The 22,951-nt window shown below is 63.6% G+C and carries 19 protein-coding genes; 10 read left to right on the top strand and 9 right to left on the bottom strand.

The window, feature by feature from the left end:
- Nucleotides 1-135: 135 nt before the first annotated feature.
- On the bottom strand, nucleotides 136-891 hold the full coding sequence (locus HUT06_RS04025) for a glucose 1-dehydrogenase (RefSeq protein ID WP_138639382.1): 756 nt from the start codon (nucleotides 889-891) through the stop codon (nucleotides 136-138).
- 75 nt (nucleotides 892-966) lie between these two features.
- On the opposite strand from HUT06_RS04025, the gene HUT06_RS04020 reads away from it, so the two are divergent.
- Nucleotides 967-1,566 (top strand): TetR/AcrR family transcriptional regulator, encoded by a 600-nt coding sequence (locus HUT06_RS04020; RefSeq protein WP_176194461.1) that lies wholly within the window; start codon nucleotides 967-969, stop codon nucleotides 1,564-1,566.
- A gap of 132 nt (nucleotides 1,567-1,698) precedes the next feature.
- Here the strand turns inward: HUT06_RS04020 and HUT06_RS04015 are convergent, their stop codons facing one another.
- The 5 genes from HUT06_RS04015 to HUT06_RS03995 all read right to left on the bottom strand — a co-directional run bounded on the left by HUT06_RS04015 (nucleotide 1,699) and on the right by HUT06_RS03995 (nucleotide 11,094).
- Nucleotides 1,699-2,781, bottom strand: coding sequence for a hypothetical protein (locus HUT06_RS04015; protein ID WP_176194460.1), 1,083 nt, complete (start codon nucleotides 2,779-2,781; stop codon nucleotides 1,699-1,701).
- A gap of 680 nt (nucleotides 2,782-3,461) precedes the next feature.
- Nucleotides 3,462-6,500, bottom strand: coding sequence for a helicase-related protein (locus HUT06_RS04010; protein ID WP_176194459.1), 3,039 nt, complete (start codon nucleotides 6,498-6,500; stop codon nucleotides 3,462-3,464).
- Nucleotide 6,501: 1 nt separating this feature from the next.
- Nucleotides 6,502-7,722 (bottom strand): RNA polymerase sigma factor RpoD/SigA, encoded by a 1,221-nt coding sequence (locus HUT06_RS04005; RefSeq protein WP_254715724.1) that lies wholly within the window; start codon nucleotides 7,720-7,722, stop codon nucleotides 6,502-6,504.
- 1,243 nt (nucleotides 7,723-8,965) lie between these two features.
- Nucleotides 8,966-9,550, bottom strand: coding sequence for a very short patch repair endonuclease (locus tag HUT06_RS44320; protein WP_368406948.1), 585 nt, complete (start codon nucleotides 9,548-9,550; stop codon nucleotides 8,966-8,968).
- 263 nt (nucleotides 9,551-9,813) lie between these two features.
- Nucleotides 9,814-11,094: a DNA cytosine methyltransferase gene (locus tag HUT06_RS03995; protein WP_176194456.1), complete on the bottom strand. Its 1,281-nt coding sequence runs from the start codon at nucleotides 11,092-11,094 to the stop codon at nucleotides 9,814-9,816.
- A 284-nt stretch (nucleotides 11,095-11,378) separates the two neighbouring features.
- Here HUT06_RS03995 and HUT06_RS03990 point away from each other — a divergent pair, with 284 nt between their 5' ends.
- From HUT06_RS03990 to HUT06_RS44315, 5 genes are all read left to right on the top strand, one after another.
- Nucleotides 11,379-12,110 carry an Eco29kI family restriction endonuclease gene (locus HUT06_RS03990; RefSeq protein WP_176194455.1) on the top strand — a complete coding sequence of 244 codons (732 nt, stop codon included), beginning with the start codon at nucleotides 11,379-11,381 and terminating at the stop codon, nucleotides 12,108-12,110.
- Nucleotides 12,111-12,281: 171 nt separating this feature from the next.
- The gene (locus HUT06_RS03985) at nucleotides 12,282-14,600 is read left to right on the top strand and encodes an ATP-binding protein (RefSeq protein ID WP_176194454.1); all 2,319 of its coding nucleotides are present in this window, start codon (nucleotides 12,282-12,284) and stop codon (nucleotides 14,598-14,600) included.
- Nucleotides 14,601-16,274 (top strand): DEAD/DEAH box helicase, encoded by a 1,674-nt coding sequence (locus tag HUT06_RS03980; protein ID WP_217711184.1) that lies wholly within the window; start codon nucleotides 14,601-14,603, stop codon nucleotides 16,272-16,274.
- A 3-nt stretch (nucleotides 16,275-16,277) separates the two neighbouring features.
- Entirely contained in the window at nucleotides 16,278-16,886 is a 609-nt protein-coding gene (locus HUT06_RS03975) for a hypothetical protein (protein WP_176194453.1), read from the top strand.
- A gap of 667 nt (nucleotides 16,887-17,553) precedes the next feature.
- Nucleotides 17,554-18,381, top strand: a complete 828-nt coding sequence (locus HUT06_RS44315) for a DNA cytosine methyltransferase (RefSeq protein ID WP_368406947.1) — start codon at nucleotides 17,554-17,556, stop codon at nucleotides 18,379-18,381.
- Between the two features lie 9 nt (nucleotides 18,382-18,390).
- Here HUT06_RS44315 and HUT06_RS03965 read toward each other — a convergent pair whose 3' ends face one another.
- Together HUT06_RS03965 and HUT06_RS03960 are read right to left on the bottom strand one after the other, a co-directional pair.
- On the bottom strand, nucleotides 18,391-18,570 hold the full coding sequence (locus HUT06_RS03965; protein WP_176194452.1) for a DUF397 domain-containing protein: 180 nt from the start codon (nucleotides 18,568-18,570) through the stop codon (nucleotides 18,391-18,393).
- Entirely contained in the window at nucleotides 18,567-19,235 is a 669-nt protein-coding gene (locus tag HUT06_RS03960) for a DUF5753 domain-containing protein (protein ID WP_176194451.1), read from the bottom strand. Before HUT06_RS03960 ends, HUT06_RS03965 begins: the two co-directional genes overlap by 4 nt.
- An 888-nt stretch (nucleotides 19,236-20,123) precedes the next feature.
- Between HUT06_RS03960 and HUT06_RS03955 the strand changes: the two genes are divergently transcribed.
- Both HUT06_RS03955 and HUT06_RS03950 read left to right on the top strand, forming a co-directional pair.
- Complete coding sequence (locus tag HUT06_RS03955) at nucleotides 20,124-20,540, top strand: ATP-binding protein (RefSeq protein ID WP_176194450.1); 417 nt, start codon at nucleotides 20,124-20,126, stop codon at nucleotides 20,538-20,540.
- Between the two features lie 29 nt (nucleotides 20,541-20,569).
- The gene (locus tag HUT06_RS03950) at nucleotides 20,570-20,893 is read left to right on the top strand and encodes a hypothetical protein (RefSeq protein ID WP_176194449.1); all 324 of its coding nucleotides are present in this window, start codon (nucleotides 20,570-20,572) and stop codon (nucleotides 20,891-20,893) included.
- Nucleotides 20,894-20,897: 4 nt separating this feature from the next.
- On the opposite strand, the gene HUT06_RS03945 is transcribed toward HUT06_RS03950, so the two are convergent.
- On the bottom strand, nucleotides 20,898-21,758 hold the full coding sequence (locus tag HUT06_RS03945; RefSeq protein ID WP_176194448.1) for a sigma-70 family RNA polymerase sigma factor: 861 nt from the start codon (nucleotides 21,756-21,758) through the stop codon (nucleotides 20,898-20,900).
- 77 nt (nucleotides 21,759-21,835) lie between these two features.
- Between HUT06_RS03945 and HUT06_RS03940 the strand changes: the two genes are divergently transcribed.
- Both HUT06_RS03940 and HUT06_RS03935 read left to right on the top strand, forming a co-directional pair.
- Nucleotides 21,836-22,267, top strand: coding sequence for an SRPBCC family protein (locus HUT06_RS03940; protein ID WP_176194447.1), 432 nt, complete (start codon nucleotides 21,836-21,838; stop codon nucleotides 22,265-22,267).
- Between the two features lie 45 nt (nucleotides 22,268-22,312).
- A complete protein-coding gene (locus HUT06_RS03935) occupies nucleotides 22,313-22,891 on the top strand; it encodes a hypothetical protein (RefSeq protein ID WP_176194446.1) in 579 nt (192 codons plus the stop codon).
- Nucleotides 22,892-22,951: the final 60 nt, after the last annotated feature.

Genomic DNA, 22,951 nt, shown 5'->3' with positions numbered 1-22,951 from the left:
ACCGCGCCCAGCCCACAGGCCAACTGCACCGATGCTAGAACGCCGCTCCCCGACCCGCCCGCACTCGCCACTTCCGGCCACCCTGCACGCGACGCCCGCCCTCGCGCAGCCCACGAGGGCGGACGCCACCAGCCCTCACAATCCGGCGCCACCGGTCACGTCAACGACTCTTCCCGTCATCCAACTGGCGTCATCGGACGCGAGGAAGGAGACGACACCGGCGATGTCCTCGGGCTGCCCGATCCGTCCCAGCGCGGACAGCGACTCGGCATGCGCAAGCGCCTCCGCATTGCCCCTCAGCCATGGAGCGTTCGTGTCGGTGTCCACAATGCCGGGGGCGACCGAGTTCACGGTGATCCCCCGCGGCCCCAACTGCTTGGCGAGGTTGAGCGTCAGGGTGTCGAGCGCTCCCTTGGTCGCCCCGTAGGCCATGATGTCCGGCAACGCGATCGAGGCCGCGCCGCTGGAGATGTTGATGATCCGGCCGCCGTCCCTCAGCCGCCCGAGCCCCTGCTGGACGAGAAAGAAGGGCGCCCGAACGTTCACGGCGAACAGCCGATCGAACTCGTCCTCGCTCATCGACTCCAGATCCCCACTGGTTCCGATGGCCGCGTTGTTCACGATGATGTCGACGCCGGGCCGCTCGACCACCGCGTCAAAGGCGTCCCACATCGCGTGGGCATCACCGTGCCGCCCGAACTCGGCCTGGATCGCGAAGGCTTGCCCGCCGTCCTTGCGAATGCGCTCAACGACCTCCTCGGCCGCCGCCCGCTCCCGCGCGTAGGTGACAACGACCACGGCCCCGTCACTCCCGAGCCGCTCGGCGATCCCCCGCCCGATCCCCCGGCTGCCACCGGTGACCAGCGCGACCTTGCCGTCCAACGTACCCATGCCGTCTCCTTTGTTGAGTGATCGCTCAACAAAAAGGTAGCACGACTTCTTGAGCGAGCGCTCTACAATGAACCCATGGCACGAGGACGCCCCCGCACCTTCGACCGAGACGCGGCCCTGACGGCAGCCATCCGCCTCTTCTGGGAGCGCGGCTACGAGGCGACGTCCGTCAGCGACCTGACGGACGCGATGGGCATCAGGCCGGCGAGCCTCTACGCGGCGTTCGGCGACAAGAAGGCTCTGTTCAAAGAGGCGGTAGAGGCGTACGGCCGCTCCCCAGAGGGCGCGTTCATGTCCAACGCCCTCACCGAAGAACCCACCGCCCGCGAGGCGTTCGCCCGCATCCTCAACGAGGCCGCAGCCATCTACCCGGACCCGTCCCACCCGGCCGGCTGCCTAACGATCAGCGCCGCCACCAACGTCACCCCGCAGGACGCTGAGATGGAGACGTTCCTACGCGACCTGCGCAACACCAACCTGAAGCACTTCGAGACCCGCCTACGGCAAGCCCAGTCAGACGGCGAACTCCCCGCCACGGCCAACCCCAAGGCCCTGGCCCACTACTTCGCCGCAGTAATCCAAGGCATGTCCCAACAAGCCCGAGACGGCGCCACCCACAAGACCCTCACCGACATAGCCACCCAAGCCCTACAAGCCTGGCCACTCCCTGACTAAGCCCAACGTCACCACAATCAGACCCTGGGCAAGGATCAAAGCAACAGTTGCTTGCTTGTAGTGGATAGATGACTCCGTCATCATCCTCGGCGACCAAGATGCTCTTTCGGTTCTGTCGGATCTCCTCACATATCAAGCTGGTCGATGCGCGGCTAGGTAGCCCTGAGGCCCGAACAAGTACCGCCGGTCGAGGAAGCGGTTGAAGTGATTGCAAGTAGGTTCACCGAGGTGCATGCAGGCGTGGCAGGCGCCCCCGTTCCGGCCGCATGCGGGGTCCAGCGCGCAACGGGACTCGGCGGAAACAAGAGTGTTCAGAAATTTATCGAGGTCATTTTCGAAGACAGCTTGAAGCCCCCCCAAAACGAAGTCACCGCGAGTGGCGGCGAAGACAAAAAATGTACAGTGTCGGGGCACGAGGTACTCGCCGAGTCCTTCGCGGTCGACGCCGGCGAAAACGGCGAGTTGCCTGATGGCTCGGTGGGCGTATGAATGAGTGAGATTCAGAAGGTCTTCGCCGAGAGATCGGCGGCCGGGAACGGGCTCAGTGAAGCGATTCGGGATGTCGGCGCTGGCGATGGCCGTTCGGGTGGCTCGCTCCCCATCCGCTGCGGGGAGTCGATGTCCCCTATAGACAAGCCAGTCGTAGACGCGGATCGGGTCGAGTTGAAACATCAGTGCTTCTGCCTTTTGCAGGTCAGCGTAGACCCGGTAACTGTTCCCCTTGCCGTGGAAGCGGCTCAGACGGGCTTCGCCTGGGTTCAGCCCTCCGCGAGTGAACCCGTAGACCGCCTTGAGTACGGGGAAACGGTCGACTAGATCAACGCTGGAGAACCCTGCCCGGTGAACTGACTCTGGGTACTCGCGCTCGAAGAGTCGCCGGGCCTCATGGCTGATATTGCTGGTGATGAGGTCGGGGACTCTGATACGGGACTCGCTGGTCGCGAGGGCGATGTCGACGGCGTCTCTTTCGGCGGCCTCGATCACGGGGCCTGCCGCGTCCGCCAGGTGTCCGAGGTCATCCTCGTCGGCGAGATGTCCAGCCTCCTTGACTGTCGCCGCTAGTTGCTCTGCTAGGTCGCGCGGAAGGCCTTTTGCCAACATCTCCTCGACAAAGGAAGATCCCGTAGTGCGTTGGACGTCTGGCGTCCCCTCGAACCCAGCGAGTGCCCAAGCGAGTGCGCGTCGCTGCCCACCGCCAGCGGTTAGTTTTCGCATCTGCTCCTTACTCGCGGGGTTGATGAGGACGAAAGTCTGGGGTGCGTAGACGCTAGTAGCGCGATGCACGTTGTAGGTGATTAGCTTGGCGCCACGGCGATCGGAGTATTGACGGCCGCACGGACACGCGCGCCTGCCGAGCCCACGCTGCAAGGTGCGCTCACATTGAGGGCAGTCAAAGACGATTCGCGCCGCTTCGATACTTGACTGATGCCGCATCCGCGTCTCCCGATGAACTGGGCAGCGTGGAATGATTGGCGGTTCTAGGCGACCGCACTCATGGTATCCAACGAAATGCAACTGCTGCCAATTATCGTGCCCGCCGCCGCATTTCTTAGGCCGTCCGATTTCCACGCGACGGCAGGCTCTACAGACCCACACTTCAGGGAATCGCTCAACACGAACCCCTTGATGTCGGTTGACGCTTACCACCTCGATAGGCGCCCGCGACCGGAGTGACTTGATAACGCTCGGATCGAGACCACCGGCATCAGTGGCCCAGCCTTCCATCTCCTCGATCAGCCGCCGCCGGATAAGGCTATCCTCAACATCGAGAGTGATCGGATCCTTCCACTCGACCGATTTCCAGACACCACGTCGGAGGTCACCAGTTTGCTCAGGCAGGAACCCATAGAGAATCTGCGTTCCACTACGCTGATCTCTCATTTTAACCTCCGGTGCTAGTCGTCACTAACGGGGACTTGAGCTTCGACATCGCGAAGCGACAGCATAGGCCGGCGGTCGCGATCGAAAAGCTCATTCGGGAATCTGGCTCCGAAACCGGTGTCCTCTAGGCGGGCGAAATAGGCTTCCAGATGCTCCATGACGTCGTTGAAAGCCAGGTGCTTGGCCTCATCAATACCAAGAGCGGCTGCGCAAGCCCGTGCCTCTTCCTCCGCTCCAGCCCCGGTCGTCGCGAAGTACTTGCGGAGCAAGTCCACGGTTGTTAGGCGTCGGCCGGGAGATCTTGGTTCGTGCACGAACAGGCGGCGTGATTCGATTGCCGCTGGTGCGGTCAACTCCAGGACACGACGGCTCGAACGGGTCACGGGTATCGGTTCGACGAATCGGTCACCTTGCCGAACGAACGGCCCGAAGTGGGAAAACACCGTGGCGTCCCGCTCTCGCCCGATCTTATGGATAACGTAAATAAGACCGGGGTGGGCACGACCGACACGCGCTGTGGCCTGGATAAACTCGGCCGTGGTCAAAGGTACACCCAGGACGGTCATGATATTTAGGCGGTTGACGTCGACACCGTGAGACATCATGGATGACGCCGTGACTACATGGATTCGCTTCTCGAACTCGGGCTCGGGGCGCTCAAGCCGCTCGAGCGCCTCCCGGACCTCGTCGAACTGCGTCTGTCCTGTCAGCGACACCACGTTGAGGGGAGCGACCGGAACCTGGGTACCTGTGGAACGCAGCGCGGCCTCAACATCCCGAACGGTGTTCCCGTAGATGACGTTTGTGCCATACAGATCCAACAGGGTTTCGGCGAACGCGGGATCGACTCCAACCTCGCTGCAAACCCTTTCCGGATGCTCGAGCAAGCGCCGGACAGATTGTTGGAGGATTGTGAGTGTACGGTCGTTGACCCATTCAAGCGTTACCCCACGAGGCCATACCGCCACAAACCTTCGCAGCAGCCGGTCGGTTTCGCGGCTCCAGAACGACTCGCCCGCCGACGGCCCGGGCACGGGGAACACACGTCCTTTTCGCTGGTAGAGGACGTCCACCTGCCGGTCGTATCCGGTGAGCGTCGCCGAAGAAGCGATGATCTTAGGACGAGCTCCCGTGAGCTGCTCTTGGAGAGAATCCATGAGTGACTCGTAATGCGAGTCGACGGCGCCCAGAGAGTCTCGAAGAAGGTGAAGTTCGTCTTGGAGTCGAAAGGATGGAGCGAAGCGGGGACGCTCGCTGTCCTTGATCCGCTCGATGTCGGCCTTACAGCCGGGTACCAGGCAGCCATTGGGCCGAGTGCTCCGCGGCGCGTAGGTGTAACCATGCATGGGCCGTGTGCACTTACCGGCGGGGCCCTCGAGAAAACCTCGCATGTTGGCCTGCATGGCAATGAGGGAGGCCTTGTCCAGAGTGCCAATCACTACCGTCGGGAGGAAGCGATATATCTCTTGGTCAACAATGTAAAATGGTAGAGGATTGCCACCGCTCGGACACTCATTGTTTCGACAAAGATGTCGAAGCGTCCAGTTCCCCCGATGGAATTTTGTGTAGATGCCCTTATCGCCACAGAATGGACATGACGTCAAGACGAGGTATCGCGCTGGCATCTCATCATCTTCGACGTCGATTGAGTTAAAGTCCGTCGGAGCGGGTGGGATGTCGTTTGGAGTCGCGTTCGCTCCTACGAAGTAGCCTAGGGAGATAGGCGCTCCGGGGACGTTATGGTCTTTGCGGACGAGTTCGGCCGCTCCTAGAGCGTCGGCGAATCGCTGGGTCTGCTGAAGCGACAGCATCCTCAGTGGGAATCGACTCCAGGCGGTGATGCCTGACTTCTTGCCGCGCAAGCGATCGAAAAAGGCGGCTAGAACGAGAAGCGCCAAATAGGTTTCGGTCTTGCCGCCGCCGGTGGTGAACCAGACGGTCTCGACATAATCCCAGCCGACGTCCGCCTTAGTAAAGCTGGGCAGGACTGAAAGTACGAAGCCGATTTGGAACGGCCGCCACTGATCATATTTTCCCTGCGAGGCTCGGGCCATGGCGAGGTTCATCAACGAAAACGCGCGGCGAAGACGTTCATCCCCGTTGAGGGCAATCAGTCCTCTCTCCAGCCGCTCAAGCTCCTCTTGGTAGTTGCCGGCGGCCTGCAGCGCTTGTTCGAGCATCTCGGGCTGCCATCCTTCGGCACGAGCGCGTTGATCGAGCCGGGCATCAGACCAATGCTCGCATCCCCAATCCCGGTACGCTTTGATTAGGTCGGCGAGACGGACCATGGGTTCGGAGGCAAGCCCGTGGAAGCTGAGATCAAGAACCGTCGGATCGGTACCGTCGAAGTTATACTCTGGTCGCTTTCGATCCACTACCACGGTGTCCGTCGTCACCAGCCCACCGCCAGGATGTGAGTCGACTCCGCAGTTGATCCCGATGGCTGGCATACGCCTGTCGTATCGGAAGCTGTCTGGAAGAGACTCCAGGACGAACGGCACAGTACGCAGTCCAGTGATCGCGAGCTCCACCTCGAAGAGGTGCCGTTCACCCCGCTTGCGCACGCCGTCGGCAGTAACATTGACCAACTCGACGACCAGTTCTGGCGTCCCCCGCCATGACTCATCGGTCACCCTCAACTCAGCCATCACACCGGGTGCTCCTACGGCCTCGAAGGCATCCGCGACAGCCTTACCACCAAAGGCTCGGTACTCATCGCCAGGCCGTACGCGAACAGGGACGCTGATCTGGACTGCGTCGGTCTTCTGCCAGTTGTCATCCCCAATCTGATTCCACGCGACGGCTCTTATCGTCGCGACGAACGACCAAGCGCTGTCCGCCGATGGCCTGACACGCATGCCGATCGCGCACGGATCCATCCGGCGTTCACGCCTAACCGACTTGGCGGCATCGCTCTCTGGGGCGAGGCGCCCGAGCCAAAAGACACCGGCTGGATTGGCATCAAGCGTGGTCCGCTCATCACCGCGGCCCTCGACTGTGACCCGACCGTTCAGCCACGTGACAAACCGCTCGGCCGCCTCATACGCCTTCATTCTAATCCTCCAAGTAGTCCCGGACGAGGGTAACGAGAACAGGATCCTTACGGATGATTTCGAAGATCTTCTTTTCGAGTTGACGCACGCGTTCTCGCGTGATGCCAAACTCCTTGCCCAACCCCTCCAGAGTCACCTGCTCGTGGCCGTGGAGACCGGCGCGCCCTTCGAGGATTCTAAGGAATCTTGGATCATAGTTCCTGGCGATATCTTCGATACGATGCTCGATCGCGCGGAGCACCGCAGTGTCGAGGACCTGGTTCTCGACCGAGGGCCCCGCTTGGTGCAAGACGAGGGTTCCCAAAGTAGAGCCATCGGGATCATCGGAAACCACCGCATCGAGGTGTACGATGTGCGCAGCGAAGTCGATGACTGCTTTGAGAGCCCCAGGGTCCTTTCCCAACGCCGCAGCAACCTCCTCAAAGGAGGGCAGTCGGCCATTTCGAATTTCAAAATCACGCTGATAACGCAAGACCTGCCGCCACTGGTCCCAGACATGAACGGGGAGTCGCACGGAGGTACTCGTGGAATCGATGGCTCGCGAGATGGCCTGTTTGATCCACCAGGTAGCGTAAGTGGAAAACTTGTACCCTCGATTGGGATCGAACTTTTCCGCAGCACGGTTAAGCCCGTGCATACCATCCTGTGTGAGATCTTCGAAGTCCAGATCGCCGCACTGGTGCATGAAGCCTTTGGCTATGTTAAAGACGAGCCTGCAGTTGTTAACAACCATCGCATGTCTCGCCAGGTCTCCATCCTCAGCCAGAGCCCTGAGCTCGGTGGAATCCTCGCCGCGCTTGATGGCCTCCTTGGCCTCCATACCCATCTGGATGCGACGCCCGAGAGCGACCTCTTGTTCTGCGGGCATAATCGGATGCCTGCCGATCTTTTCCGGCATAGACCATCTGACCTCGAAGCGAGATGATCCGCCTGTGCCTAGCGAGCCGTTCTGTTCGGCCGGTGGCGGAGTGCCCGTGCTCTCTGGAGGGGTGGCCGGCTGCGCGGCCCCCTCCAGGATCTCAGCGTCGAGCAACAACGTGATGAGTTGAGCGGTTTCCTCAGCGCTAAGTCCCCGTCGACTGGCTACACCTACGACGTGAGCGCGAGGCAACGGCCCGATACGCTCCGCGTCTTCGCACAACGCCGCATAAGCACGCTCTACCAGGTCGTTAATAACCACTGTGAGTTCCCTCCCGCAACCCACGCCCCCATCAACAGGCACGCCCAAGAAGCGGCCTCCCCTGGAACTGAAATCGCACGCTAACGCGCGCGCGTATAAGAGTCAAGCGGACAGTGTGGTCTTATGAGAGGTATGGCTATTGGACTGCATGAAAGAGCATCAAAAAGCGCCGATACACGATTCGTTGACGGACTAAATCTCGCTTGCTAAGCTCAAGCGCGAGCAGGGGACATGTCCAGATGACTCAACTGCAGTGGACACGAGTCCGCAGTCGCGACGTGGGCTGCTGGTGGGAGCCGCGTCGGTAGGACCCTCGAGTGTGCGGCTACGGGTAGTCGAGTACCTACTTCGCACACCTTCTGTCGCCGTGTATCCCATTGGGGAGTAGCACATGGGTTACCGGATACGGCGCCTATGGCCGTGGGCGCGGCGAAATCCCCTCCGGGAGGTTGGTGATCGGAGGCGCTTGAGCCTCCAGGAAGCACGTCACGCCCTGTCAGGCCCGCGATGCGGAGGACGCCCCTCGTCGCTGCGAGGTTACACGAGGCCGTCCCCGCATCGGTCGGACACGGTCCGATGAGTGGCAGGTGGAGCGCCTGAGGTGCCCTGGCGTAGGACACCCCGTTCCCACGGCTGGCCAGGCCTGTTGGTGCTCAAACCAGCGGGCCGTGAGTCCCCGTCGACGTCCAGCATCGCTGCCGCCACGTCCCGTTCGTCGAGTGCGGGGTTGGCCAGGTGCCCAGGTGATCGGCATACCCGCCAGAGCGCGGATCGGATTTCCGAGCGGCACCGCGAACCGGCGCGAACGCGAGCGGAGGGCAGCCATAGCTCACCTATCCGGCCAGTCGGAGCGCTGGGTGTCGCGTCGGGAGCGGCCGGACTCCACAACGGTGGTGTCAGTGATCCACACATCGTCGAGCCAGAAGTCGGTGTCGGCCACGAGCAGCGGGGTGACTCGTTCGCCCAGCCACGGCGCTGCACCACAGTCGCCTGTCGCAGACAAGGCACTAGCGGAGGTAGGGCAACATGCCGGCCAGGCGGGCAGGGCGGTCCGCGGCCACCGGCCTTAGGACGTGCAGTCCAGTAGGGCCCGGGCCACCGCCAGGCAGACCGGCTCGGAGCCCGACGGCAGCGGCGGCCCGCCCAGCCGTCACCGACTTCCGATCTCGTCTTCGATCTTCAGGTGAGTGTGGTCAAGAGGGTGTCCGGGTCTGTCGTCACTAAGCGATCCCGAACACCCTCACCGCGTCCGCTGGCCCGGACTTCGGCACTACTCTCCTGCTGGTCACGCGATCTCACCATCCCGCCCTTCGCCGGTCGCCGTCCCAGGGGCGAGCGGGAGCGTCGGGTTGGCCGCACGTTGTCGGACGACGTCGGCCACGCGCTGGGCCGCTTCTTGCGGATCCTCGTGTTCCCAAACGCGTACGGCGAGCCACCCGGTGTCGGCGAGAATCTCGTTGGTCTCCCTGTCCCGTCTCCGGTTGCCCTCTATCTTGCTCGTCCAGAACTCACCGTTGCGCTTGGCGGGGCGGTGGTGCTCAGGACATCCGTGCCAGAAGCACCCGTCCAAGAAGACCGCGACCTTGGCCCGGGTGAACACCATGTCCGCGGTACGGCGGACCCCTGGGATCGGACGGGATCCCACTCGATAACGGAGACCCAGCCGGTGCACCGCCGAGCGCAGCGCAAGCTCCGGTCGCGTGTCCTTGCCACGGTTGCCACGCATGACGGATCGGACGGCCGGCGAACTCGCCCAGGAGTCGACCCGCGGGGCATCGGCCTCCCCTGTCCCGACCAACTTCCTTTCGATCGCCGCCTTCCAGGCCTCGGTCAGGTTCTCGGCGCGAGTGCCGTTGTGTACCTCGCACACGTACTTCTCGCATGTCCGGCCCCGATCGGACCAGCGCAGGTACGCGCGAATGCGCCTGGTCTTGGGGAAGAACTTGAGAGCGATAGAAGCCGAAGCGAGCCGACCATCGCCAAGGTCGACGAGGCGACGGGATCGACCTCCGGCCGCGCGATCCTGTTCGGCGCTCAGAGCCGCCTGGCTTCGTCCAGGACGCCCCTTCCACGCCCGAGACGGCAGGGGGCGATCCTTCCACTGGGCCTGGGGGCGTCGCGGGACCGAGGACATCAGTGCCCCGCGTGGTCCAGAGCGTTGGCCACGGCCTTGGCGAAGGCCTCGCCGAGCAGCACGGGGACAGCGTTCCCGAGTTGGCGCATCTTCTCCCCGCGCGGCCCGTCAAGCTGGTGGTCGTCCGGGAAGGTCATGACACGCGCCGTCTCTCGCACGGTCATGTAGCGGTGACTGCCGTCGTCAAGCATCACCACGGACTCACCTCCAGGGACGCCGTGCACGCCCGCCTTCACCGTCTTGGCGGGTCGGTCTAGTTCGTTGGGGGTGTGGCCATCATAGATTCGAGCGTCCGGCCAGCCAATATGGTCCTTGATCCCCTTGATCTCGGTCTTTCGGTCCATGAGCTTCACTGGAACGGGTGGGAGTTCGGTCTGGTCCCCGATTCCCTTCAACGCGTCCCGAAGAGTACGCCAGGGCCGGGGGGCGTCCCCGTCCGGCTCGGGCAGCGTCTTGGGGATTCGCTCCATGACGCGGTCCCGGACGTGTTTAGGCACGTCATTGTGACGCTCCCAGTACCTTCCATCACGCATCGAGCGATAGAGCTCGGTCTCCGAGTACAGGGCGTATTCGGTCTCCACGAGCTTCTTGAACCTCTCCACATCGACCCGCAGGTCGGCCCGGAACGCCACGAGAATCACGCGATGTCTTATCTGTGGAACGCCGTAGTCCGCGGCGTTCACCGGGAACCTCTCGACGAGATACCGACGATGCGCGGCTATCCTCTTACTCCTCCCACGCTCCCTCAACAAGGCATCGTGGTCTCGCCAGGTCGCACCCTTCGCCCGGGTGGTGAAGGGCAACTCGAGTTCACGTTGGATGTAGTCGAAGTAAGGGGCAAACGATGGACGAAGAAGCCCCCTGACGTTCTCGCAGATCACGACCTTGGGGCGTATCTCCCGCACCGCGCGAAACATCTGCGGGAACATGTTCCGGTTGTCCTCATCGCCCTTGGCGACGCCGCCAAGGCTGAACGGCTGACACGGCGGTCCCCCCGCCAGGAGATCCACCCGTCCCTTGAGGTACTTGAAGGAGACGAGTCGTACATCGCCCTCCACGAGTGGAGGGGCCTGACCCTCCTCCGGGATGGGCGGATCCCCCAGGTCCCGATGTGGCTCGGCACCGTTGAGGCGCAGTGTCTCGCACGCCCGCCTGTCGAACTCGTTGAGGAGCAGCGGACGGAACCCCGCCGCCTCGACGCCGCAGGCCAGACCTCCGCCGCCGGCGAACAACTCCACCGACGCCCGCTTCCGCTGGCCTTCCTCGTCCTGTTCAAGCATTGCGAAAGCGTACCGCGGAGTCGATGGACCTGCCAGCTCTCCTCACGGATTCGGTACAGATGTGACGCACGCCCCCGGCACGCGGGGCACGCCCCAGCGACAGGCCCGGCAACGGATGGAAACCGCCAACACGCTCACGCCACCCGGGCGACACGTTCGGACGCAGACGGCTCCGCGCCCGTCGCGCCGCGGCGCCGCCGCCTCGACCGTAGACGACACCGCGCGGAGCCACCCGGCCTTCAAGAGCCGGCCCCCACCGCCGGGGCCTGCCGTAGCCTCTGCGAGTGACCTCCGAGCAAGAACAACCCGAACCCTACAACCCCCTCGACGACGAGAACCTGGCCCGCAACGTCGCCGACGCGCTCGAGGCCGAACCGGCCCGGGCGTTCCCGCACGCCGACACTAGGTGGGCGGAAAACCGCGTCCCCACGAGCGCCGGACTCTACGCCCTCTACTACGTGGGGTCGGCAGCGCCATACGCGCCTCTCGGCGAGTTGACCCGCCGCAGCGCGAGTGTCGAAGACAACGACGTCGGGCCACACGCGATCCCGATCTACGTCGGCCGGGCGCTGGCCGGCGCCACCCGTCGCGGTCACGCGCCCAACGAGGGCGGAATCCGCAGGCGCCTCCAGGAACACAGGAGTTCGATCAGGAAGGCGACCAGCACGCTCGACCTCGCGGACTTCAGGTATCGCTACCTCGTCGTGAAAGACATCTGGGTGCCCTTGGGAGAGTACGGTCTCCTCCGTCGCTACACCCCCCTATGGAACAACGTGCTCGACGGCTTTGGCATCCATGGCCCGGGAGGTGGACGAGGCAAACAGGCGCGCTCTCGATGGGACACCCTGCACCCTGGTCGTACCTTCGGCAACTATCTCCCACCCCACGTCGACTCGGTGGACCAGATCACGGCGCGCATCGCCCAAGCGCTCGACGCGACGCTCCACCACCAGGTCATACCGAGCGAACTCCTGGTCACCGAGCCTCCAGAGACCCCCACACTGCCCGAGGCCTAAGGGCCAATTCCCACGGCGGCGAGATGGCGCAGCCTCGGGTGAATCGCGCCCTCACCCGGACTAGGTCCCCGAACATCTTCGGACCCGAAGCTAACCTGGAGGACGAGCGCCAGAGAGACTCAGTCAGGCACCGTTCTCCTTCCCCTCGGTCCAGTCCAGACAGGAGACCCAATGACAGATCATGAGGTCAACGTCAAGCCTCACGGCCGCATCCTGTCCGTGCTGGGGGATATCGAATTCTCCCTGTGGCAGTGCCTGGCCGAACTGATCGACAACGCCTTCGACGACTTCTTGAGCCAAGGCGGACCGGGCGTCGACCGGCCAACCGTGGCCATCTCCCTCCCCGGGCGCGACAGCGACCTCAGGACCGCCGAGGTGTGGATCAGCGACAACGGCCGGGGGATGGACCTGGAGACACTCTCCAACGCGGTCCGAGCCGGCTGGACAAGCAATAGTCGCTACGGCTCACTCGGCCTGTACGGGATGGGCTTCAACGTCGCCACGGCGCGCCTGGGCAGGAAGACAACCATCAAGACCACGCGCGCGGGTGATCCCTCCTGGACGGTCCTCACCCTTGACTTGGTACAACTTGGTCGAGGCGACAAATATGACGTCCCAGTGCGATACGAACCAAAAGACACTCCAGACGAGCACGGCACGCATGTGATCATCAGTGACCTGAAGCGAGACAAGTGGGACGGCCTCTCGAAACAAGACGTCAAGATCCGTGAGCAGCTCGGCGACGTGTACTCCTACCTGCTGCGCGAGCGGGATTTCCTGATCACGGTCAATGGAAAGAAGGTCAAACCCCGTCTGCCCTGCGTCTGGGACGCCTCGAGGACCGTGACTCGGAGCGGCACGACTATCCCCGCCGTCATCGAGATCAATCGGACCCTGCCGCCAGCGAAGGCGTGCAAGGACTGTGGCCATTGGAACCCCGACTGGGTTCAGGAGTGCGAAGACTGCAAGGGAGACCAACTCCAACTGCGCGAACGTCGGATCTGGGGATGGATCGGCGTCCAGCGCTATCTTCACAAGAGCGACTACGGGATCGACTTCCTTCGCAACGGCCGGAAGATCTTGATCCGCGACAAGCGCTTCTTCCTCTGGGAAGACCCCAGCGAGATCGACGAGCCGGATCCGGAGTACCCCATCGACTCCCGTCGGGGCCGAGGTCGCTTCGTCGGCGAGATCCATTGTGATCATGTTCCCGTCAACTATCAGAAGAACGCCTTCGAGTACGACGGACCCGAATGGAGGACGGTCGTCCGGTACGTGCGAGGCGACAGCCCTCTACGCGAGAAGATCGCCGGGCGGCTCGGACTCCCAAGGAACACGAGCCCGCTCTCCCGGCTCTACGCGGGGTTTAGACGGGAGGATCCCGGGCTCAACTACCTCGTGCCCGGTGACGGCAAGCAGGCCCTGTTCGATCGAGCCATCGAATGGGCCAAGAAGTTTCGGGCCGGCGATCCCGAATACCAAACCGACGAAAAATGGTACGAGGCCGCCTACCAGCACGATCACCCGGTCGTGCCAGAACCGGAGGACGAGCCCGACGACATCTTCGACGAGATGGGGTTGGGTGACGAGACACCGAACGACGATGAGACGGGCTCCGACTCCAGAATCCCACTGGTCCCCCGTCCGGATCCAGATCCGACCGAGACGCTCGACCAGCGCATGGCGCGCTACCGGGCAAAGGCAACACAGGTCATCGACCTCTCCGGTCGCTACGAAGCCCCGGACCTCGGAAGTGTCGAGCTCTCCGTATGGGCGGTACGTGATCGCTCTCTGTTGGATCCTGCGGGCAACGTCGTGCCCCTCTTCACCCAGATGGTCAAGGCTCCACGAGTCGAGCTCTTCGTCGCCGTCAACCATCCTCTCTTCACCGACTTCGGCATCGAGATGAGAGACCTCGCGATGGTGGAACTCGCCGAGTTCATGCGGCTCCGCGCGGCCCCGATGAGCAGAGACCCCAAGCCCCTTTCGAGCGTCCTCGCGGACATCAAGAGCAGAGCGACCGATCAGAAGATCACCGCTGACGTGCTGGCAGGCCGGGCGATTCGGCTGCTCGACCGGATCCGTGAAGCCATGCAGCGTGAAGTGAAGGGCTCACCCTCGGGATACTGGGAGATGCTTCAGGAATCCGACCGAACCCTAACCCAACGTAGGTTCGCCATCGAGGGCGGTGACACCCCCTGGGATACCGTCCTCGAATCCGGCGACTTCGCACTGTTCCTGCCCGCGAGCGCGGTCGTCCGTCTTCTGGAGAAGCGTCCAGAGGCGTTCCTGGACGGCAAGGTCTTCAAACGCTCCTACTTGAGTCTCACCGACGACAGCTCCCGGGCCCTTGTCGTGTCTCGGCTGGTTGGCTTCGTAAGCGACCTCGCGCTCATGGAGGAACACCAGCCCAAGTTCGGCCTGACTGAACTTCACCGCGTCAAGCTGAGTTGTCTGCTGGTCGAATCCGACCTGGCCGACACGGAATAGGTGAGTGAGCTGACCAGTGGTTTCGTCGATCCTGCCTTTCTCCTCGGGATCGGCCCCAACCAGTTCCCCAGGCAGATCGAACGGCTTCTGTGGCATCTTGGCTTCTCCAATGTCGCCAACATCGATGGGTCAGGAGACGAGGGCGGTGACCTTCTTGGGCATCGCAAGGGTCACGACTGGGTGCTCCAATGCAAGTGGAAGAAGCAAGGAGCGGTGAGTCTGGCGGCGATCGATGAAGTAGCCCACGCCCGGGACCACTACCGGGCGACACGTGCGGCTGTGGTGACCAATACCCGGATGAGCGCGGACGCCATTCGCCGGACCGAGCAGCTCACCCTATTGGCACCTCGAATCCATCTCTGGCAAGGCCGAACTCTCAACCAAGTTTTCGAAAATATCCCCGATCGATTCGCCGGGATCGAACTGCGGCCCTACCAGCTAGAAGCCCGCTCATCGATCAACATCTCGCTGGACGACAGCGAGCGGGCGCTACTCATCCTCGCCACAGGACTGGGCAAGACGATCGTCAGTGGCGAGATCATCGCCGACCATCTCCGGCGATACCCCGACGACCAGGTCCTCGTCGTCGCACACACCAAGGACCTCGTCGATCAACTCGAACGAGCCCTATGGCGGCACTTGGATAAGCACACCAAAACGCGCCTACTCACGGGCGAAGAACGGCCAGATGACCTCGACGGCGTCACCTGCGCCACACTGGCGAGCGCTCTGTACGCCGCGCGGCAGGGCTACCAGCCCCGTCTTGTGGTCGTCGACGAAGCCCACCATGTCGGAGAGAACGGGCAGTATGGCGAGCTCCTCAATCTACTCCATAACTCCCGCCAGTTGGGCGTCACCGCGACTCCATGGCGGGGGGACGAGTACGACATCAGCCACCGCTTCGGCCCGGCCTCGTTCACGTTGGGCATCGAGGAAGGGATGAGGCGGGGCTATCTAGCGCAGGTGGACTACCGCCTGTTCGTGGACAACATCGACTGGGACATCGTCAGACACGCCAGCGAACACTCCTACAGTCTGGGCGAGCTGAACTCCAAGCTCTTCCTCCCACAGCGCGACGAGGCCATCCGCGACGAGCTCGCATCAATCTGGGGGCATGTCGCACACCCGCGAGCCATCGTCTTCTGCCGGACGGTGGAACACGCCGAACGCCTGGCGGATCTGCTACGCCGTAACCCGCGTTGGTCCGACGCCCTCGCCGTCCACGCCAGCCTGTCCAAACGCGAGCGCCAGTCTAGGCTCCTCGCCTTCAGGTCCGGGCGAGTGCCGATCCTGACCTCCGTGGACATCCTCAACGAGGGCGTGGACGTCCCCGACGTCAACATTCTCTGTTTCGCACGTGTAACCCACAGCCGACGCATCTTCGTGCAGCAACTCGGCCGCGGACTCCGCCTCCGGGATGGCAAGGACCGGGTGGTGGTGCTGGACTTCGTCAGCGATCTCCGACGTATCGCGGCGGCACTGAACATCAAGCGGGAACTGGAAGCCGGCGAGACCGAGACCCTCACGCGGTTCGCACCATCCAGCATCGAGTTCTCCGACCAGCGAGTCGACTCGCTCATGAACGAGTGGATCAAGGACGCCGCGAGCCTGGAGACCGCATACGATGAGGCACGCCTGCAATTCCCCGATCCCTCCGCGACCTCCGGTTGGTGAGACTTGTCCGAGCTTCCTGAAGAGATCCGCGCCGAAGTCATCAAAGAGCTCTACCGCCAGGCCGAAGAGCTCGATTGGGAACTCCTTTCCAGCACGGAGAAAAAGCTCCAGTACCGTAGGTGGATCGATGATCCGCGCATCGGGGGCGCCCTCCGCCCCTTCTTCGACGATCACCGCATAGGCACCTGGATCAAGGACACCCCGATGAAGGAGTACGCGCGGGCGCAAGAGGGTTTCGGGGCCATGGCCCGGTACGTCCGAAGCCGGTTCCCAAGTCCGGAACAACTGATCGCGCGAACCCTAGGAGAGCGTTGGTCAGTAGTGCCCGATAGCGTCGACGACAAGCCCATGCACTGCTTGGCATCCGACGGGCAGACACAGCGTTACGTCTGTTGGGGTCGACCGAAGACCTTCCGAGACCTCACCTGGGCCGCACTCAACCAGGCGGTCGATACGGGTACCAAACCGCTGATTGTAGTCACTCTTCAGGATGGTCTAGTGGTTTCCGACGCAGAAAAAGAGCGACAGACCTCGATCGCTGAGCATTGTGGCATCGACATCAGGTACGTCCACCGGCATCTGCGTCCCAAAGCCGCCGTCGATGGCCGGTAAGTCTCCGAAGACTGCCACATGACGACTACTGCAGCCCGCTCGCTGCTAGCACCGTGCCGATCCCGATCGCCTCCTGCAGCGCCCAGCCGCCCGCGCGTGCCAACATTGCACCTGGCACCCTCCTGGTCACATCTCGGAGCAGTTTAATTCGTTATCTGTTCAAAACAAATAAGTTATATGCGACAAGTGAGTCAGCCAAGCCTCTCTAGCATTGAGAAGCTGATTCGGAGGGACTGAGCCGAGCGGTATCGCTTCCGATTGCTTGGGAGCTCAGTTGCCGATCACATCCCTGCTCGATTCAGCCCTCAGCGAACCGAACCCCACACCCTGGCTCTCTTTGCCTATGTCCGGCAGTATGTGCGCATGGCGAGGATCAGGGAGTTTTTGGCTACCAATAACTCTGCGAAGCCACATCCTACCGAGGTTGAGTGTGGTTACCAGAAGGTACATACGCCCAGCGGGGCGACTCTCCTTCAGTTGAGCACCTACGGGTCGGACTCTCGGCAGTCCGAGAAGAAGGTTAGCCAGACGTTGCAGTTGGACGAGCAAGGTGCCGCCGACCTCCTGCGCATCATTCGGGAGACGTTTCCTGCACTGTCCTAGCCTGCCCAGGCAGGTGTGACCCACCTATGCGGGCGCCCTGGGGCAGGGTTCCGGCAGTTCCCGGGTGATACGACGTGCGTTCAGGGTCGAAGGCAGGCGGCGGGCACGGGCGGGGGTGACGCCGTGCGGGTCAAGCCTGTGGCGACAGAGGGTTTGCGCTCCGCGCGGTTGGGAGGGGGCCGAGGAGTGGGCAGAGAAGGCCAACAAGATCGCGCCCACCATCGTCGGCAGGTCCAAGAAGCATGGCGGCGCAGACCTGGGACCAACACGGGCCAAGCGCGCCTGGGCGCGACTCGGCGTAGATGCTCTTGGGGTCGCGAATCACGCGCCGGAGCCTGGCGACACGTTCGAGGTTGCCCCCAAGCTGACCTGCGAGATGGTGGCCCGCATCCAGGGATGGAGGGACGAGTGGGGCTGGGAGTTCACAGGGCGCAAGACCTCGCGGTACCGGCAGATTGGGAACGCGTTCCCGCCCCCTGTCGCCCGTGCGGTCGGAGAAGCGATCGCCCGCGCCCTTCAGAAGAAGGGCACTCCTCGCGAGCGTGAGGTCGACCGCCATCATGATCCGCTCTACCCTGCGCTTCGTGATCACGATGACTACATGACCGTCGCTCAACCGTTGCGTGCGTCGGGACTAGATCTTGATGTTCCTGAGCTGGAGCACCGGATGGCTCTGCTCAGCCGAGATTTTGAGATCGCCAAGCGCGTCACCAAGACGACGACTGCCTACAAGCTCGGACAGTTCAAGGCGTTTATGGGCCAAGAGGACCACGACCGCCACGATCGTTTCCTTCAGCACAGAGCCAGAAGGTGCCTTGTCTTCGTGTGCGTCAGCCCCGGCGAAGACAGGCTGTCCGAAGAAAGCGGCGGAAGACCCTGGCCCAGGTATTAGATCACGGTCTTATCGCTCGGTCACCCGTCGAAGGACTTGGCGGAGGGCTGCTGGGGCGACGATGAGGAGGCTACCCTCGGGGTCTTTAGAGTCGCGGATGCCGATGCCTGTGGAGAGTTTGGCCAGTTCAACGCAGGTTGCGTCGTTGGCGCCTCCGCTGTGGGAGCTCTTGCGCCACTGCACGGTCATGGGTATGTCTCCAGGTAGCGTCGGATCAGCGAGCGTGAGTCGTCCTCGGACGCGGCTTTCGCGCCGATACGGTCGAATATAAAGCTCAGCTCCCTGGCCTCGCTCGGACCTTCGATCAACCGGCCGCCCTTCTGCGCCCCCGCGTACCCGATGTCCCTGTTCTCGAGGCCGATGACCTGGAAGTATCCGTCGGCGCCGCGGTGCGCGCCGGCCGTGAAGGGGACGACGCGGACGCTTGCGTGCGCGAGGCCAGTCATCCTGTGGAGGTGCTCCAGCTGCGCCTTCATGACGCTGGGGCCGCCGACCTGGGTGGCGAGTGCAGCCTCTCCTAGGAGGAGCCAGATGAATGCGGGCTCGGGGCGTCCCAGCATGGCCTGCTTGCGGCGGAGGCGTGCGGCAAGTTCCGCCTCCTGGTCCTGGCTGTCACTGACGTGGACATACGCCTCGGTGTAGGCGTCCGTCTGGAAGAACAGCGGGATCAGGTTCCCGTGGTAGATCTTGGTGAACGCCGCCTGCTTCTCGTACTCGGTGTACTGGCGGAACCAGTCGGGGTTGTGGGCCGTCCGGGCGAACCAGAGGAGGAGCTCGAACAGGCGGCCGGTGCCGAAGTGGCGGTCGATGAGCTTGGCGTGGTCCTCGTGGATGCGGTGCCGGCCGGCCTCCATGTTCGAAACAGTGGACCGAGCCGCGCCGATGATCTTCCCTCACTGTGTGAGGGAGAGCCCTTCCTTCTCGCGGAAGAACCGCAGGTAGTACGAGAGTAGATGCCACTGGGAGAGCTTGGGGTCGAGCGGATCGCGGACGTTCGGCATGTCCCCTCCAGTGTTTTGCGTTCTCGGAAGTAAAGCCGAGACTAAGCACAGCGCCTCATTCTTGGGAAGCGGAAACGCCAAGCAAAGCCCCAGGAAGGAGGAGGTTACCTTGATCGCCGCATTTAATTGTCCGCTTATGTCCATGGTTGCGGCATGGGCGGCATGCAGTGTTTCGACGGCTCGTTGCGATCGACGCGGACTTGCGGAGTCGCAAATCCGTCCATTGCGGCTTACGTCTGATTATCGCCGAACGGCGGTAGATGCGACGTGGCACGTCGGTGGTGTCGGCCGCTTTCAGAGGCGCGCATACAGTATCGGGCTCCTCGCCATCGCCTGGGCAGCCATCCCTGCCACGAGCGGAGGCGTGATCATGCCGTCCGACGCGACCGTCCCCATCGACACCGGACCGATTGTCCGCGCCGAGATCCGGGAGCTGGAGTGCCGCTACGGCGTTGTGGCGTGGTTCGGGTTCCACACGCGCCGGTGGTGGGCACTGGTCGAAGGCCGTCTTGTCGAGGCCGCCACCCCGGCCGATCTCGCCAACGCGGTCGTGGCGGTACGGGGCGCCGCGTGCCGTCCTCCCCAGCACGTCCGTCCTTGCGGGGAATCGCGGCGCGCGGGGCAGATGAGGCCGGGCCGTCATCAGCGTTTTCGTCGCCGCATTCGGTCGCCGCGCCGAGGCCGTCACGGTCTCGGATGGCTGGATGCGCCTGGCGCCATATCGGGAACGGAAGGTGTGCGTTGAGCGGCCACATAGAGGACGAGGAGATGATCGTCCAAGTAGGTGACCTGGAGCTGCTCGTCCGGGACGCGGATAAGCAGGCACCCGCGGCGGCACGGCAGTTCGTCGGTGAGTGGTTCCAGGGTCGGGGCATCGAATACGCCTACACGGCGCAGCTCATCGTGTCCGAGTTGGTCACGAACGCGCTTCTGCACGGGCAGCCGCCGATTGTCGTCCGCATGGTGCGGGACGAGTCGGACGGGCGGCCCGTCATCGAGGTCGAGGACAGCGGCGACAAGGTGCCCTGCGTCCAACCGGGGAGTGACACCGCGATCAGCGGGCGCGGGTTGCTCCTGGTCGCCGCGCTCGCGGAGGAGTGGGGCACTGATCCGCTGGCTGAGGGAGGGAAGGTCACATGGGCGAAGTGCGCTCTCTGAGCGTCCGAGCCGAGCGTCAGGTGCTTCGCTTGCGGACGCGTCTGAGCAGGCGAACAACGATTGGCTACCTGGACGCGCTAGCCGTCGCGCTTCAGCCGCAGGGGTGGCGCTTCGTCAAGTTCTACAGGCCCGAGGAGTTCCCGACGCCGCTGCCCATGCTGTGGGTGCACGCCGGTTTCTCGAAGGAGGTCGGGATCGTGGTCTCCGTCCGGGCCACTCCCGGTGGGACGTGGGGCTACTACGAGACGCTGCGCGGGAGGCAGGGGTACTTGTGCCCATGCGGAGACGCGAAGTCGGCGGCCGAGCAGATCGACCTCTTCCTCAAGCACCAGATGTTCCCGAGCACCTGGTAGGGGGCTAGTTGAAGAGGGTTGGGTCTAGGTGGGTTAGGTGGGTTGGGTCGGCGTAGATATCGAGTTCGGCGATTTTGTCGTTGACGACGGTGAAGGCCATGACGGCGATTGGTTCGTCCTCTGTGGCCACTACCAGGCCGGCGGTGCCGTTGATCAGGGCTGGGCGGGCGAACTCGGCGCGGAAGGAGAAGGCGATCGCGCGTTGGGCGATCTTCCTGGCGCCGCGGAGGTGGATGTACTCGCCGTCGGCCTCGGCGTGCAGGACGATGTCTGGGGCGAGGGTCTCGACCAGGGCTTCCAGGTCGCCGGTCTTGGCGGCCGTGAGGAACGCGTCCACTACGGCGCGTTGGCGGGTCATGTCGGGGTCTGGGACGGGGGCCGAGCGGACGCGGCGGCGGGCGCGGCTGGCGAGTTGGCGGGTCGCCGTCGGGGTGCGGTCGAGGATGGCGGCGATCTCGTCGAACGGCATCTGGAACAGGTCGTGCAGAACGAACGCCAGGCGCTCGGCGGGCGTCAGGGTGTCGAGGACGACGAGCATGGCGACGCCCACGGCGTCGGCGAGCAGTGCCTGTTCTTCGGGGTCGGTGCCGTCCTGGGTGATCACCGGTTCGGGGAGGCGCTCGTCGTACGGGTCCTCGCGGCGGGACGTGCGGGTGCGCAGCATGTCGATGCAGATGTGGGCGACGATCGTCGTCAGCCAGCCGTTGAGGTTCTCGATGCGGTCGGCGTTGGCCTTGCTCAGCCGCAGCCACGCTTCCTGGACGGCATCGTTCGCCTCTGTTGGCGAGCCCAGCATCCGGTACGCGAGTGCCGCCAGGCGGGGCCGGTTCGCCTCGAAACGTTCCGCGAGCTGCTCGTCGTCCACCGTCACATCCTTCCCCTGGCCTCCGTCATAGATACGACGAAGTACGAAGGACGGATGTGACTGCTTCGGGAGGAGAGATGGCCGGCTTCGTGAACAGCGTCGAGATCGAACGGCCCGCCGGGCTGGTGTTCGCCTACGTGGTCGATCCTGCGAAGTTCCCCGAGTGGCAGCGGGACGTGACGGACGTGCAGGTCGAAGGTGACCAGGTGGGGTCGCGGTTCACCACTGTCCGGAGGATTGGCGGTGCCGAGCGGTCGATGACTCAGGAGATCACCGAGTGTGTGCCGCCGCGCAGTTGGGCGGCGAAGGGGGTGGACGGGCCGATCCGGCCGAACGCCACGGTCAGCGTCGAGCCGCTCGGGGCTGAAAGGTGCCGGGTGACTTTCGGTCTCGACTTTGGCGGACGCGGGATGGCCGCGGCCGTGGTGCCCATGGTGCGGCGTATGGCGGCGAAGGCCGCGCCTGCGAGCCATCGGCGTTTGAAAGAACTGCTTGAGGGCGACGGATAGGAGGCGCGTCTAACATCGTGCGCGCACGGATGGAGGTGGGGCGCGGTGTTGACGCCTGAGGAGGTGCAGGGGCTTTCCGCCGAGCAGCGCGCCGAATTGCTTCGGGCGCTCATCACGGCGGACGACCTCGATCCGTTGGACGAGCCCCGGAACCGGCGGCATCGTGTGTTCGCGCTGGTGCTGCTGGTCGGCTGTTGTGCCTGGCTCATTCCGTGGACGGTCGTGCTGGGCTTCACGCTCCCGCAGCACTTCACGGCCGAGCGGTGGGCGGTCGCCTGGATCGGCTTCGATGTCGGCTTGACGCTGGCGATCGCGGGCACCGCGTTCGCGATCTGGAAACGGCTGCAGATCGCCATCTTCGGGCAGGTCGTCAGCGGGACGCTGCTCGTCTGCGACGCCTGGTTCGACGTCTGGCTCTCCTGGGGATCGGGTGAGTTCGCGCTGAGTCTCGCCACGGCGTTGTTCGGCGAACTGCCGCTGGCCGCGTTGTTCTTCTTCGGGGCTCGTCAGCTCGTGCTGCTGACCGTCCATGCCCTGTGGGTGCGGGAAGGACGGAAGGGCCCCGAGCCCCGGCTTCGGCAGGTTCGGCTCTTCGCCACTTACCGGCCTTTGGGACGCCGATAGGGCCATCCGCTGGCAGCGGTTCCGTCTTGTTGTGTTCATTTCCTGGTCGAGTCGCGCCGA

Origin of the sequence: Actinomadura sp. NAK00032 (genome assembly GCF_013364275.1) — a bacterium.
Lineage (GTDB): Bacteria > Actinomycetota > Actinomycetes > Streptosporangiales > Streptosporangiaceae > Spirillospora.
This window is presented reverse-complemented; position numbering and strand designations above follow the sequence as displayed.

Bases quoted from the DNA above. Each gene is read 5' to 3' on its own strand.
- HUT06_RS04025 (WP_138639382.1), bottom strand. From the start codon at position 891: ATGGGTACGTTGGACGGCAAGGTCGCGCTGGTCACCGGTGGCAGCCGG.
- HUT06_RS04020 (WP_176194461.1), top strand. From the start codon at position 967: ATGGCACGAGGACGCCCCCGCACCTTCGACCGAGACGCGGCCCTGACG.
- HUT06_RS04015 (WP_176194460.1), bottom strand. From the start codon at position 2,781: ATGCGAAAACTAACCGCTGGCGGTGGGCAGCGACGCGCACTCGCTTGG.
- HUT06_RS04010 (WP_176194459.1), bottom strand. From the start codon at position 6,500: ATGAAGGCGTATGAGGCGGCCGAGCGGTTTGTCACGTGGCTGAACGGT.
- HUT06_RS03995 (WP_176194456.1), bottom strand. From the start codon at position 11,094: ATGCTTGAACAGGACGAGGAAGGCCAGCGGAAGCGGGCGTCGGTGGAG.
- HUT06_RS03985 (WP_176194454.1), top strand. From the start codon at position 12,282: ATGACAGATCATGAGGTCAACGTCAAGCCTCACGGCCGCATCCTGTCC.
- HUT06_RS03965 (WP_176194452.1), bottom strand. From the start codon at position 18,570: ATGACCGTGCAGTGGCGCAAGAGCTCCCACAGCGGAGGCGCCAACGAC.
- HUT06_RS03960 (WP_176194451.1), bottom strand. From the start codon at position 19,235: ATGGAGGCCGGCCGGCACCGCATCCACGAGGACCACGCCAAGCTCATC.
- HUT06_RS03940 (WP_176194447.1), top strand. From the start codon at position 21,836: ATGGCCGGCTTCGTGAACAGCGTCGAGATCGAACGGCCCGCCGGGCTG.